General features: G+C 60.6%; 12 protein-coding genes. 10 read left to right on the forward strand and 2 right to left on the reverse strand.

What is annotated here, in order from left to right:
• Positions 1–1,115: efflux transporter outer membrane subunit (locus HX846_RS06440; RefSeq protein WP_256739783.1), on the reverse strand; the 1,115-nt coding region annotated here is incomplete at its 3' end.
• Between the two features lie 409 nt (positions 1,116–1,524).
• Here HX846_RS06440 and HX846_RS06445 point away from each other — a divergent pair.
• The 4 genes from HX846_RS06445 to HX846_RS06460 all read left to right on the forward strand — a co-directional run bounded on the left by HX846_RS06445 (position 1,525) and on the right by HX846_RS06460 (position 6,514).
• Positions 1,525–2,481, forward strand: a complete 957-nt coding sequence (locus HX846_RS06445; protein ID WP_177022807.1) for an ABC transporter substrate-binding protein — start codon at positions 1,525–1,527, stop codon at positions 2,479–2,481.
• Between the two features lie 23 nt (positions 2,482–2,504).
• The gene (locus HX846_RS06450) at positions 2,505–3,836 is read left to right on the forward strand and encodes an LLM class flavin-dependent oxidoreductase (RefSeq protein WP_178965156.1); all 1,332 of its coding nucleotides are present in this window, start codon (positions 2,505–2,507) and stop codon (positions 3,834–3,836) included.
• Between the two features lie 96 nt (positions 3,837–3,932).
• Entirely contained in the window at positions 3,933–5,879 is a 1,947-nt protein-coding gene (locus tag HX846_RS06455) for a PAS domain-containing sensor histidine kinase (RefSeq protein WP_178965157.1), read from the forward strand.
• Between the two features lie 32 nt (positions 5,880–5,911).
• Positions 5,912–6,514: a dTMP kinase gene (locus HX846_RS06460; protein WP_177042145.1), complete on the forward strand. Its 603-nt coding sequence runs from the start codon at positions 5,912–5,914 to the stop codon at positions 6,512–6,514.
• Positions 6,515–6,526: 12 nt separating this feature from the next.
• Here the strand turns inward: HX846_RS06460 and HX846_RS06465 are convergent, their stop codons facing one another.
• Positions 6,527–7,654, reverse strand: a complete 1,128-nt coding sequence (locus tag HX846_RS06465) for an NAD(P)/FAD-dependent oxidoreductase (RefSeq protein ID WP_178965158.1) — start codon at positions 7,652–7,654, stop codon at positions 6,527–6,529.
• Between the two features lie 128 nt (positions 7,655–7,782).
• Here HX846_RS06465 and valS point away from each other — a divergent pair, with 128 nt between their 5' ends.
• From valS to HX846_RS06495, 6 genes are all read left to right on the forward strand, one after another.
• Entirely contained in the window at positions 7,783–10,362 is a 2,580-nt protein-coding gene (gene valS / locus HX846_RS06470; RefSeq protein WP_256739784.1) for a valine--tRNA ligase, read from the forward strand.
• Positions 10,363–10,564: 202 nt separating this feature from the next.
• On the forward strand, positions 10,565–11,407 hold the full coding sequence (locus HX846_RS06475) for an oxidoreductase (protein ID WP_003217687.1): 843 nt from the start codon (positions 10,565–10,567) through the stop codon (positions 11,405–11,407).
• A 17-nt stretch (positions 11,408–11,424) separates the two neighbouring features.
• Complete coding sequence (locus HX846_RS06480) at positions 11,425–12,363, forward strand: AraC family transcriptional regulator (RefSeq protein WP_003217685.1); 939 nt, start codon at positions 11,425–11,427, stop codon at positions 12,361–12,363.
• Positions 12,364–12,544: 181 nt separating this feature from the next.
• Positions 12,545–13,057 carry a sigma-70 family RNA polymerase sigma factor gene (locus HX846_RS06485; protein ID WP_178965159.1) on the forward strand — a complete coding sequence of 171 codons (513 nt, stop codon included), beginning with the start codon at positions 12,545–12,547 and terminating at the stop codon, positions 13,055–13,057.
• Positions 13,054–14,007 carry a FecR domain-containing protein gene (locus HX846_RS06490; protein WP_178965160.1) on the forward strand — a complete coding sequence of 318 codons (954 nt, stop codon included), beginning with the start codon at positions 13,054–13,056 and terminating at the stop codon, positions 14,005–14,007. The genes HX846_RS06485 and HX846_RS06490 overlap by 4 nt, the downstream gene beginning before the upstream one ends.
• A 191-nt stretch (positions 14,008–14,198) precedes the next feature.
• Positions 14,199–14,503 (forward strand): STN domain-containing protein (locus HX846_RS06495; protein WP_218645400.1); only part of this gene is annotated, 305 nt, incomplete at its 3' end.

Consider the following 14,503-nt stretch of genomic DNA (forward strand, 5'->3'; position numbering starts at 1 on the left):
TCATAGGCGGCCACGGCAGCGCGTTTGCGATGTTCGAGTGCGCCGGCATCAAAGATCGGTTGGGTGATCGACCCGGCGAGGCTCCAGACCCCACTGCCCGCCGAAAACAGTTTGGTCCCGCTGGCCACCGTGGAGCCCACCGACCCGGTAATGCTGAACTGGGGCAACTGATTGGCGACGGCCACGCCGATATTGGCACTGGCCTGATGCAGTTGCGCCTGCGCGGAACGCACATCGGGCCGCTGGCCAACGATGGCCGAAGGCAGGCTGAGCGGCAGTTCTTCGGGCAGGTGCAGGGAGGCGAGGTTGAAGCGCTCGTCCCGGTCCTGGTTGGGAAACCGGCCGAGGTAGGCCATCAACTGGTTGCGGGTCTGGGCGAACTGCTTTTGCAGGGGCGGCAAGGTGGCACGGGTTTGCGCCAGCGCGGTCTGCTGTGTGAGCACGTCGGTGTCACCGATCGCACCCAGCCGGCGCTGCGCCTGCAGGACGTCGAGCTGATCACTCTGTAGCCGAATGATGGTTTCGGTGGCGGCGATCTGGTCGCGTATAGAGGCCAGGCTGACTGCGGTGTTCACCACATTGGAGGTCAACGTGAGGTAGGTCGCCTCCAACTGGAAGCGTTCGTACTCGGCCTGGGCCGAGGTGGATTCAATTTGCCGGCGCGTGCCGCCGAACACATCCGGGGCGTAGGACACGCTCAGCGACGCCGAACTCACCGTGAGAATCGGCGACTCCGGCAGGCCCGAGGTGACGCCCGATACTTTCTCGCGGGCCTTCTGCACGTTGCCGCTCACCGAGGGAAACAGCGACGCCTGGTCGGCATAGACCAGCTCGTTGGCCTGGCGCAATGCCGCCTGGGCGGCGGTGACATCCGGGTTGGCGCGCAAGGCTTCCTCCACCAGCGCGTTCAGTTCCGGTGAGCGGAACAGCGTCCACCATTGCCCGGGAATATCCATCCCGGCGATCAACCGCTGCGCCGCACCGCCGGTGTCGATATCGGCCTTGGCGGTGGAGGTGAGTTTTTCTCGTGAATAATCGGCGTTCGCCGGCACCTCAGGACGCGCGAAATCGGGCCCGACGGTGCAGCCGGCGAGGGCGATGCACAGCAGGCTCAACGGAGCCAGAAGGTGGGGTGGTCGAAAAAGGGCGCGGCTGTGCGCCACTGGTTGCGGTGCCGATGCAAGCTGCCGAGGCTGCTCTTTCATATTTACTCTGATTAATCAGTTGGTTAACTGCTTTATTTGTTGAGCAATGAGTGCGCGGGCATCGGGCCATACGGCTGAAAAAATGGCGCGAGAGTCGCCGAATTCAAATCAGTGTAGGTGGTGCAGGCGGGTACGCAATGTCCGTGCGCGCCGACCACCCACAAAAATGCATTTAACGCATTAATATCGAATTAGGTTATGCGTTATAGGTATTTTACATGCAGCCGTCAGCCCCTCATCGTAGCCCTCCCTACGAACACTGCCGAGACCGCACGCGCGGATCGACTTTCAATGCTTGAGAAGGCATCTGGAGACGAACGTGCGTTACCTGACAAAACTGGCGGCCGGGTTGGCCGCCTCGCTGCTGTGCCTGACCGCGAACGCGCAAACGCTGGTGGTCGGAGACCAAAGCTACAACGCCCAGGCGGTGATGGAAGCGGCGGGGGTGCTGGATGATCTGCCCTACACCCTTGAATGGAAGCAATTCACCGCCGGGTCTCCCGTGGCGGAAGCTCTCAATACCAACAGCCTCGACATCGGCCTGCTCGGCGATGCGCCCGTGCTGTTCCTCGGTGCACTCGGCGCACCGATCAAGGTGATTGCCATCAGCCGGCAAAACCTCGAGGGCGTGGCCATCCTGGTGAAAAAGGATTCCTCGATCCACAGCCTTGCGGACCTCAAAGGCAAGCGCGCCGCCATCTGGAAAGGCTCCTGGAGCCAGCAATTGCTGCTGACCGCACTGGATAAGGCGGGCGTGCCGAAAGAGGCCCTGGAGTTGCGCTACCTCAGTGCACTGGATGCTTCCCACGCACTGGAAGGCGGTTCGGTCGACGTCATCGCCACCTGGGAACCCTACGTCACCCAACAGGAACGCCAGGGCGCACGGGTATTGGCGACCGCAGACGGGCTGATCCCGGCCCAGAGTTTCGTCGCCGCCAGCACCAGGGCCGTCGATAACAAGCGTGCGCAAATCAGCGATTTTCTCCAACGCCTGAAGAAAGCCCGTGACTGGACGCGCCAAAGCCCGGCCAACGCCGACGCGTATGCAGATGCGTGGGCCAAACGCACCCGCGCAGATGCCGACATTGCCCGCGCCTGGTTTGCCCGGGCACGCACGACGGTCGAACCGGTGACAGCCCAGTCGCCTGTAGAAGCACAAAAGACCGTGGACTTTTTCGCAAGCCAGGGACTGGTCAAGTCTTACCCGGCAGCCAAGCTGTTCGACGACTCCTTCGCGGCGTCCTTGCAGCCAGCCGTCGCCAGAACCCAGCCCTGAACGCTTCAAGGAATACGTTGGACATGACCAAAAGACAGCTCAAACTGGGCGCCCTGACCATGGGCTGCGGCGGGCCCGGCCGCCACAATCTGTGGCTCGACCCGCAATTGCCGGCCGATGCCAGCGTCAACGTCGACTGGTACGTCGACATTGCACGCCAGGCCGAGGCGGCATTGTTCGACTTGATGTTCATCGTCGACAGCCAATTCATCACACCGGGTTCGCCATCCCACTACCTGAACCGGCTGGAGCCGCTGACGCTGTTATCGGCACTTGCCGTAAGCACCCGGCACCTGGGCCTGGTCGGTACGCTGACGACCTCTTACAACTCGCCCTATAACGTCGCGCGGCGCCTGGCCTCACTCGACCTGATCAGCAAAGGCCGCGCCGGCTGGAACGTGGTCACCAGCGGCGACGCCGGAACCGCCGGCAACTACAGCCGCGACGAACATTATGACTACGACACCCGCTATGGCCGGGCGGCCGAACACGTCCAGGTCGTGCAGGGCCTGTGGAACTCCTATGAGGAAGATGCCTTCGTGCGTGACCGCGCCACCGGCCGGTTTCTCGACCCCGCCAAACTCCACAGCCTGAATCACAAGGGCGAGCACTTTTCCGTGGTCGGGCCGCTGAATATCCAGCGCTCCCCCCAGGGCCAACCGGTGATCTTCCACGCTGGCGATTCGGAACAAGGCCGCGACCTCGGTGCGGCCACGGCCGATGTGATCTTTACCCATGCGGCCAGCATCGAGCAGGGCCAGGCTTTCTATCGGGATATCAAGGGCAGGGCGCTGCAACATGGCCGTGACCCGGAGCAATTGCTGGTGATGCCCGGCGCCGAGATTTATGTAGGCGATACCGATGAACAGGCGCGTGAAACCGAGCGGCACTACCATCAGGCCGACCACAGTTTCGAGCTGGCGCTGAAGGAGTTCGGACGCAATTTCGGCTGGCATGATTTCAGCCAGTACGACCTTGATGCGCCGTTCCCGCAGGAGAGCCTGGAGGCGGCACGCAGCAGCTTTTTTACCGCGGCCAAACGCATTGCCGATCAGGCACGGGAGAAAGGTTTTACATTGCGCCAGGCGGTGGAGTTTGGGCGGCAACTGCGCCCGGGAGCGTTTGTCGGATCGGCGGATACCGTCGCTCGGAAAATGGCTGACTGGCTTGAAGCCCGCGCGGTGGATGGTTTCAACATCTACATCGGCCATCCGGAGCAGTTCAAGCGCTTCACGCACGAGGTCATCCCGTTGTTGCAGGAGCGCGGCGTGTATCGCACGGCTTATGAAGGTACGACCTTGCGGGAAAGCCTGGGATTGAAGATTCCACGGTTTGCGCGCAACGGCGGCGGTTGACTCAAAACAACTGTCCAGATGAATAAATTGGTGAGCCGGGGATTTTTTTAGACATACTGAGGGTTCAAGCCACTCATTTGTCCCGAGACTTTCCTGATGCCATCCCCACCTGCACAAGGGCCTTTCAATCAGGACGACCGGTATCGACTGCTCGTCGACGCAGTGGTCGACTATGCCATCTATATGCTTGATACGAACGGGTTGATTCGCAGTTGGAACTCCGGGGCGAGGAAGATCAAGCAGTACGAACAGAGTGAAGTGCTGGGCAGGCATTTTTCGCTGTTCTACACCCCGGAAGACCTGGCCTCGGACTTGCCGGGCCGGGCACTCAAGAGCGCCGAGCAGTCAGGGCGCTTCGAGGGCGAAGGTTGGCGCATCCGCAAGGATGGGACTCGTCTCTGGGCACTGGTGATCATCGACCCGATACGCGCCGACGACGGCACGTTGATTGGCTTCGCCAAGGTCACACGGGACCTGACCGAGCGTAAGGCCGCGGAGCAGGCGCTGCGCCAGAGCGAGCAGCAATTCAGCCTGCTGGTGCAAGGCGTCACCGACTACGCGCTGTATATGCTGGACCCCAACGGCGTGATCACCACCTGGAACGCCGGCGCCCAGCGCATCAAGGGTTATCAGCCGGCAGAAGTCATCGGCAGGCATTACTCCATGTTCTTCCAGCGTGAGGACGTAGACCACAACGTCCCGCAGCGCGCCCTTGAAACGGTGGTCAGGGAAGGTCGTTACGAAGGGCAGGGCTGGCGCCTGCGCAAGGACGGCACGGGATTCCTCGCCCATGTGGTTATCGACCCGATCAAGAATGAACTGGGTGAGCTGGTGGGGTTTGCGAAGATCACCCGGGACGTTACCGAAAGCGTCCAGGCTCAACAGGAGATCAAGGAAACCCGAGAGGCGTTATTCCAGTCCCAGAAAATGGAGTCCCTGGGCCAGCTCACCGGCGGCATCGCCCATGACTTCAACAACCTCCTGATGGTGATTCTGGGGAGTCTTGAACTCGCCAAGAAGCGTGTCCCGCAGGACTCGAGAACCTGCGCCTTACTGAATAATGCCATCGCGGGCGCCCAGCGGGGCGCAACGCTGACTCAGCGCATGCTGGCCTTTGCCCGTCGCCAGGAGCTTGACCCTCAGCCTGTGGATGTGGGCGATCTGATCCGCAACATGTCAGACCTGCTGTCCCGCATGTTGGGCGCAGGCATCAACGTCGACACACAGTTCCCATTGATCCTGCGGCCGGTATTGGTCGACATGAGCCAACTGGAAATGGCTGTGATGAACCTGGTGATCAACGCCCGGGACGCAATGGAAGGTCGGGGCAGGATCCTGATTTCAGCGCGGGAGGATTCGTTTCCCGGCGGGGCGAATGACTCGCAAAGGCTGATTTGCATCTCTGTCATCGACACCGGCCCCGGGATGAATGACGCGACCTTGCAACGGGCCATGGAGCCGTTCTTCACCACCAAGGGAGCGGGAAAAGGCACCGGGCTTGGGCTTTCGATGGTGCATGGCCTGGCGGCACAGTCACAGGGCCACTTTGTGCTGAAGAGCCGGGTAGGAGAGGGCACAACCGCTGAGCTCTGGTTACCGGTGGCGGTGACCGACACCACACAGTCTGCGGCGCTGGCATCAACTGCAGATACACCCGATGCAGCCCATCAGCAATGCCTCGAGATTCTGCTGGTAGATGACGACCCGCTGGTGCTGATCAGCACCGGGGCGATGCTTGAAGACCTGGGCCATCATGTTGTGTCGGCAGGAGACGGCCATGCTGCGTTGGCGTTCCTGGCGCAAGGCGCGTGCTTTGACCTGGTCGTGACAGACATGGCAATGCCGGACATGACCGGGATCGAGCTTGCCGGCAACATCGAGTCGTTGTATCCCAACCTTCCCATCATTCTTTCCTCAGGCTTTGCGGAAATCTCCCTGGACCTCAAGACCACATTGACGCGCTTACCCAAGCCATTTGATCAATCTGCACTGACCAGGGTGATCGCCGAAACCATGCGCAGCCGGACCGACAAGCCGTGTTGAGCCAGGCGGCTGGCCGTCCGTTGTTTGTTTCCATGGATGGCCCCAAGGGTACTGGCAAAACCACATTGCTGGAGGCCGTAACAAAAGCGCTGAGGGCTGACAACAGAATGGTGATCCGGCTTTGCGAGAGAAAAAGCGATCCCTTCAGAAGTGAAACAATGACCCTCGTTAACAGACTCGCCAGGCATCCCGGCCTGGATCTGGAGTGGGAGGTTTGTGAACGCTTCGCTGATAGCCGCGCGTGGATTTCCCGGCACGTGCTGGCTAGACAGCCTCCAGGCAGCATCGTCCTGATCGACCGCTGGTACCCGTCTGATGCCGCGTTTCGCCGGGAAGTCCCGCTGGCAGAAATCCTGCAGTTGAACATTGATCGAAACGTGCAAGTGCCGGACCTGCATATCGGGGTCGTCACCGACCCTGATATTTCATGGGCACGGGCCGCGGCACGCCGGCGCGGACTGAGCAGTACCGTGATCCACACGCTGGCAGAACATGTCGCCTGTACCCAGGCGTTCGAGCGAGCGGTTGCGGATCACGGCTGGGTGTTATGCCGGAATGAAGGAACCATTGAGGGCGCAACACGGCAGGTGGTTGCCGAAATTTATAACGTCCTTGAGTCCTTCCAGTGTGATTGACCCGAGCCCTGTTCAGGCACTTGCCCCGTTGAACATGCTGACCAGGCTATAGGGTGCATCGTCACCAAACAGCAACTCGTGCAGTTCATTCCCCTCGGCAGCCATTTGCGCGCTGCGCGGGAACATGGCCTGTTCGTATTCGCCCAGGGCGGCTTCGACGTCATCAGGGTATGAGGCGATGGCCTTGCCGAGTTCGGCACCATCGTACATGGCCAGGTTCGCGCCTTCGCCATTCGGGGCCGCAAGGTGTGCGGCATCACCGATCAGCGTTACGCCCGGCACCCGGTCCCAGCGGTGCTCAACCGGCAGCATAAAGAGCGGGCGCCAGACCAGTTCGGTGTCACTGTCGGTGATCAGCGCCGTGAGGGCAGGGGACCAGCCTGCGAATTCCTGCGCGATCCGTGCCGCCGCCGTTGGCGTGTCGGTGAAATCGATGGCGGCAAACCAGCTTTGGGATTCGGTGAGCACTACGTAGGTGTGCAGCGTGGCGCTCGTCTCACGGTGCGCCTGGATCCCTTTTCCCGGTTGAAGTGCGAACATCGCACCGCCACCTACCGCCCTGGAGGTGGCCGGGTGCCGGGCGTCGCTGTCATACAGGTAGGTTTCGATCAACGAGCGGCCCATGTACTCGGGGGCAGCGTCGCTGAGCAGCGGCCGGACCTTTGACCAGGCTCCGTCCGCGCCAACCAGCAGGTGGGTGGCAACGCAAGTACCGTCGGCGAAGGTCACTTCGTGGCGACCCTCGCCGAGGGCGCGCACGCTCTTGACCTTGTGGCCCCAGCGCACTGTACCGGCGGGCAGTGAATCGAGGAGCATCTTGCGCAGCTCGCCACGCATGACCTCGGGACGGCCGCCTGTGCCGTCGTCGGGTTGATCCAACAGAGTGGCACCCTGCCAATCAAGCACCCGAGTCGCCTCGCGACCTTTCAGGATAAGCGCGCGGAACTCGTCCGTCAGGCTCGCTGCCTGCAAGGCCAGTTGGCCGTTGTAGTCGTGGATATCGAGCATCCCGCCTTGGGCGCGTGCGGTTGCCGACGGCTCTGCTTCATAGACGGTGGCGGCAATACCGTGGACGTACAGCACGCGAGCCAGGATGAGACCGCCCAGGCCAGCACCGATGATTGTGACGGGGGTGTGCATAGGGTACCTGTTGAATGTGAGAAATCTTCCGGACTGTTTTTACGCTATTTTGTGGAAAAAATGGCCTGGTTCAAGGGGTTTACTTTCCGCAGGCGATTGAATATAAAGTTTGCTTCGGCGCACAACCGTTGTCGCGCCCCATGATGTTGACAGGAGGAAGCTATGTCACCGTTAAACGTGATGAAGTTCTAAACGATCAAACCGTCACCCCCTCGCTTGAAAACCTCGAAACACGCTGGTCTCAGCATTGGCAGCTCGAAGGCACGTATGCCTTTGACCACAGCGCCCAACGCGACGCTGTATTCTCCATCGACACGCCGCCACCGACAGCCTCAGGTTCGTTGCACGTTGGCCATGTCTTCAGCTACACCCACACCGATATCATCGCCCGGTTCCAGCGGATGCGCGGCAAGGCTGTGTTCTACCCCATGGGTTGGGACGACAATGGCTTGCCGACCGAACGCAGGGTCGAGAATTTCTACGGCGTACGTTGCGACTCGTTGGCCGCTTACCAGCCTGGCTTCAAACCCTCCGAGTCAATTCCATTAAAACGGGCTGACTTTGCCGTCATCAGTCGGCGCAACTTTATCGAGTTGTGCCATGAGCTGACGGCCATCGATGAGCAAGCGTTCCGTGCACTGTTCGTGCAACTGGGCTTGTCCGTTGATTGGAGTCTTTCATACGCCACCATTGATGAACGCTCCCAACGAGCCAGTCAGCGCGCGTTACTGCGTAACTACCAGCGTGGCGAACTGTATAGCCAGGAGGCTCCGTGCCTCTGGGATGTGACGTTCCAGACGGCCGTAGCCCAGGCAGAGCTTGAGGAGCGCGAGGTTGCGGGTGCGTATCACGAACTCGGCTTCGACGCGGCTGATGGTGCCGAACTGAAGATTGCTACGACTCGACCTGAGTTGCTGATGGCATGCGTGGCGCTGGTGGCTCACCCGGACGACGCTCGTTATCAGGCGAGGTTCGGGCAGACCGTGCGTGCGCCGATTTTTGACCTGGACGTTCCGCTGCTGGCCCACCCTTTGGGTGACCCCGGCAAGGGCACCGGGTTGGCGATGGTCTGCACCTTTGGCGATCTAACCGATGTGATTTGGTGGCGGGAGTTGCAGCTGCCCACACGGTCAGTCCTGGGAAAGGACGGGCGCCTGTTACTTGAGACGCCCTCCTGGTTGACGACTCCGCGCAGCCAACAGGCCTACGCAGGCCTGGCCGGCCGTACCCTATCCCAGGTTCGTACGCAGCTCGTTTCGATGTTGCGTGACTGCGGCGCCATGCGAGATGAACCACGACCGATTAACCACGCGGTAAAGTTCTTCGAGAAAGGCGACCGGCCTTTGGAAATTCTCGCGACGCGGCAATGGTACTTGCGCAATGGCGGACGCGACGCGAACCTGAGGGACGTGTTGCTCGACGCTGGCCAGGCGTTGGACTGGCATCCGCCGCACATGCTCAGGCGTTACGAGCATTGGGTAGGGGGGTTGAATGGTGACTGGCTAATCAGTCGCCAACGTACGTTCGGCGTGCCGATTCCGTTCTGGTATCGCCTGGACGCACAAGGCGAAGCCGAGCATGGCGCTCCGATTATCGCCAGTGAGGCAAGCCTGCCTGTTGATCCGGGCCTGGATACACCGCCTGGGTATCGACCCGAGCAGCGTGGTCAACCCAACGGGTTTATCGGTGAACAAGACATCATGGACACCTGGGCCACCAGTTCCCTGACGCCTCAGATTGCCGGCGGCTGGGGAGAGGACGATGGGTTGTTTGCCAAAATATACCCGATGGACCTCAGGCCCCAAGGTCACGACATAATCCGAACCTGGCTGTTCTCGACACTGGTACGCAGCCATTTTGAACACGGTTGCGCGCCATGGCGCAACGTCGCGCTTTCCGGGTGGATCCTTGATCCTGATCGCAAGAAAATGTCCAAGTCCAAGGGGAATGTGGTCACCCCTCAAGCCTTGCTCGACCAGTATGGAAGTGACGGCGTGCGCTATTGGGCGGCCTCGGCGCGGCTCGGCAGTGACACAGCCTTTGAAGAGCAGCAGATGAAAATCGGCCGCCGCCTGGCCGTCAAGCTGTTCAATCTTTCGAGGTTGGTTCAAGGCTTTGCGAAGGATGACACCGGGGATATCGACCAACCGCTGGATCAAGCCATGCTCGAACGCTTGGGTGGCGTAGTCCAGGACGCTACCGTCGCGCTGGAGGCCTATGACTACAGCGGGGCGTTGTCGCGTATCGAAGGATTCTTCTGGTGGTTTTGCGATGACTACGTCGAATTGGTCAAGCGTCGTGCCTATCGACCCGACGGCTACTCGGCGCGTAATGCATTGGCACATGCGCTGAGCGTGCAGCAGCGACTGTTTGCGCCATTTCTGCCCTTTGTGTGTGAGGAGGTCTGGCAATCCTGGAATTGCGGCTCAGTGCACAAGGCGCCCTGGCCGCAAGGGGACGCTTGCCCTGACGCGGCTGTTGAACAGTTATTGATGAGCCTGAGCAGCGTGCTGTCTGCAATTCGCAAAGCAAAGTCTGACGCCAGCCAATCCATGAAGGCTCCGGTAGCACGTGTTGAGCTGGTCGACAGCGCCGCGCAGCTTGAACTGATAAAAGGCGTCAGCCAAGACCTGATAGAGGCGGGGCAGGTCGAGGCCTTGGTGTTTATAGAGGGCGCGGAGCGGCAGGTCGATGTCTGGCTGACGTAACGTGGAGTGGTGCCGACCGCCTCAGTGACACCCACTGGGGCGGGCCGGACCACGCATCAGCCTGCGTCAATCGAGCCACATCGGGACAATTGAGCGTATGAGCAGAAGCGAATAGGAATAGGCAAGCCTCATAGATGATCCGGCATAGGTCGCCAGCGGTGGCTTGGCTACCATTAGCACTCAGTAACCGAGAGGAATTTCCATGAGCACTCGCAAAACCCTGTTCATCACCGGCATCAGCAGCGGCTTTGGCAAGGCCCTCGCGACCGAGGCACTGGCTGCAGGCCACCGTGTCATTGGTACCGTTCGCAACGAAGCCGCGCTGCAAACGTTCGAGGCATTATCAGCGGAGCGTGCTCATGGCGTGATCCTGGATGTCACCGACTTTGAGCGGATCGACAGCGTCGTTGCCGAGATCGAGACCCGCTACGGCCCGGTGGATGTCCTGGTGAACAACGCAGGTTACGGCCATGAGGGCATTTTCGAAGAGTCGCCGCTGGAAGAAATGCGTCGTCAGTTCGACGTCAACGTGTTCGGCGCCGTTGCCGTGACCAAGGCGTTCGTGCCGTACTTCCGCCAGCGCCGCAGCGGGCACATCATCAACATCACGTCCATGGGCGGCACCATCACGATGCCGGGTATCGCCTACTACTGCGCCAGCAAGTTCGCGCTGGAAGGCATCTCCGACACCCTGAGCAAAGAACTCAAGCCATTCAACATTTTTGTCACCGCCGTGGCGCCAGGCTCATTTCGCACCGATTGGGCCGGCCGCTCGATGCAGCGTACGCCCCGCAGCATCGCCGACTACGATGCCAGCTTTGATCCGGTACGCCAGGCGCGCGAAGCGAAAAGCGGCCACCAACTGGGGGACCCGCAAAAAGCTGCGCAAGCCATGCTGCAGTTGATCGCCAGCGACAACCCACCGGCCCACCTGCTGCTCGGCAGCGATGCCATAGGCTTTGTGCGCGAAAAGCTGACGCAATCCCTGCGTGACATCGACCAATGGGAAGCACTGACACGCTCTACGGATGGTCACGCTTCGTGAAACCGCAAGAGGGGCCTATGAATCATTTTGCAGCGCGAACCCGGCGCATGGTCCAACTGATGGAGCAGTTGGCCCCCCTGGAGGGCTACAACCTGAGCGCACTGGAAGACATACGTTTTCTGCGCTCCAATCGCCCGCTGACCCGCACGCCAGTGCTCTACGAGCCTGGCATCGTCATCCTGTGCCAGGGGCGCAAGCTCGGCTATCTGGGCGACGAGGTCTACCTTTACGACGCCCAGCACTACCTGGTGGTGTCTGTGCCAGTGCCTTTCACCATGGAAACCGACGCCAGCGAAGAGGAACCGATGCTGGCGGTATACATGCGCCTGGATTTCAAACTCGCTGGCGAACTGATCCTGGAAATTGACGAAAAATCCGGTCCGACCCACGAACGTCCCAAAGGCATGTATTCCTCGCCGATGGACGAGATGTTGCGCGAGTCCACACTGCGCTTTCTCGAAGCGATGAGCCATCCGGTCGACGGCCCGATCCTCGGCCCCTCGCTGGTGCGCGAGATTTACTACCGGATCATCGCAGGTGAACAAGGAGGGTCCATGCGGGCGGCCCTTGGCAAGCAAGGCCATTTCGCAAAGGTGACCCGCGCCATTCGCAAGATACACAGCTGTTACCAGGAGCGGCTGGACGTCGAGTGCCTGGCCCAGGAGGCGAGTATGAGCGTACCCAGCTTTCATCTGCACTTTCGAACAGTCACCGACTCCTCACCCATGCAGTACCTGAAATCGACTCGTCTGCACCAGGCAAGGTTGTTGATGCTCCGCGACGACATGTCGGCCTCATCTGCGGCTTTTAACGTGGGCTATGAAAGCGCATCGCAGTTCAGCCGAGAGTTCAAGCGCTACTTCGGCCGCACACCCCATGCTGAAGTCGAATGGATGAAAGCAACCTATTCGCTGCCAGCGCCGGCGCAGCCTTCTGTCTATGTGTCTTCGCACTGACCTGACAGCCAGGGCGCTGCCCCGTATCTGATTTTTCTGCATATGCCAATTTGACAGGCTATTGTTATTTTTTATTCTTTCCTAACCTATGCTCCCCTCATGCAAAGTCCGCCTCCAGCGATGGCTTTCCATTGCTCATCAACCGCCAGGCTGAATGGCCTTTATTCGCATGGAGCATGCAATGGGTGTGAATCAGAACCCACATTTCGGTCTGATTGGGCAGATGTTCAAAAGTGACTACAGTTGGCTTTGCACGCGGGTAAGCCGGGCGATGGGTTGCGCCCATGGGGCTCAGGACATTGCATCGGAGACCTTCCTGCGGGTACTGGCATTGCCCGACCCTTCGCAAATCCGCGAGCCGCGGGCGTTGCTGACCACCATCGCGCGGCGCCTGATGTATGAGGGCTGGCGTCGCCAGGACCTGGAACGTGCCTACCTGGAAGCATTGGCCCAGGCGCCGATGATGGTGCACCCGTCGCCCGAGGAGCGTTTGCTGTTGATCGAGACGCTGCTGGAAGTCGACCGCTTGCTCGACGGTTTGTCGGCCAAGGCCAAGGCGGCGTTTTTGTATCACCAGCTGGACGGTTTGACCTATGCGCAGATCGCCGAGCGCCTGCAGGTCTCGGTCAGCCGGGTTCAGCAGTACATGGCCGATGCGTTCAAGCGCTGCTACCTGGCGACGACACAGCCATGAGCCACAGCGCGCCGGATGAGGCGATCATCGACGAGGCAGCACAGTGGATGGCGTTGCTGCAATCCGGGCACGCCAGTGCTCAGGAGCACCAGGCGTTCCGTCGCTGGAGTGAGGGCGACCCACGGCGTGCCGAAATCTTCAACATGATGGGCGGCGTTCCGGCCGTGCTGAACAATGACGAACTGCGCCGCATGCCCCGCGACAGCCTGTTGCACACCCTCAACGCACCGTCGGGCCGCCGGCGCTTCTTGCGCAATACCCTGGCGCTGGTTGGCGTTGTGTCGTTTGGAAGTCTGATCACGCGGCTGTCCGACAGCTGGTTGCCGTTGGGCGCCTTGCGCACCGGTACGGGCGAGCGCCTGAACCTCACGCTGGAGGATGGCAGTGCATTGACCCTGGATGCGCGCAGCAAGGTGCTGACGCATTTCGATGCTCGGCAACGGCTGTTGCAGTTGCTCGACGGCAAGCTGCTGGTCGACGTTTTCAAGGACAGCCTCAGACCGTTTATCGTCGAGACCGAACACGGCCGCATGCGCGCCTTGGGCACGCGGTTTCTGGTACAGCAGGGCGAGGATCGAACCCAAATCACGATGCTGCATTCCCAGGTGGAAATCACCACGCGCGACGGCGCTGTGCAGGTGATCAGTGCCGGCCAGAAAGCCACGTTCAATGCCCATGGCATCCTCGACCTGGAAACCGCCAGCGGCGGCGAGGCCTCGTGGACCCACGGCTTGCTGGAAGTGCGTGACCGCTCATTGGGTGAAGTGGTGCAAGCCCTGCGTGACTACCGGCGCGGCATCATCCGCGTCAGCCCCGAGGCGGCGAGCCTGAGGCTGAGCGGGATTTTCCCGCTGGACGACAGCCAGGGCGCCCTGCAATTGCTGGCCAAATCCCTGCCGGTGCAGATCGATTATCACAGCCCTTATTGGGTCAGTATCGAGCGCCGATAAAAATAATTTTCCCAGCCCTATAAAACCCCCGCCACTGTTGCACAACCCAATACAGGCCAGGGTGTATCTGCCTGGGAGTGTTGTTTCGGGCCGTTATAAACCCATGCTTTTTTAGCCTAACGGCCGCCTATAAAAAACCCCGATCTGTTGTTCAACCCATCAACGGCATATCAATGATGGGAACCTCAACCATGCAACTCAAACCTCTCAGTCGCGCATCTCTGGCGGCACTGTCTCTGACGATTGGCCTGACCTTGGCGGGACATGGCACGGCGGTGCTGGCACAGCCGCTGTCTGCGATATCGACCGCCCAGACTTTTGATTTTGATATCGCCAGCGGCCCCCTCGACCAAGCGCTGTTGACCCTGTCACGCAGCAGCGGGCAGATCATTTCCTTCCAGCAAGACCTTGTGCAAGGCCTGACCAGCGCGCCGGTGCGGGGCACCTTCACCACCGAGCAAGCGCTGCGACAGGCACTGCGCGGTGCAGCCCTTGA

The organism is Pseudomonas sp. K5002, from assembly GCF_013386655.1.
GTDB lineage: Bacteria > Pseudomonadota > Gammaproteobacteria > Pseudomonadales > Pseudomonadaceae > Aquipseudomonas.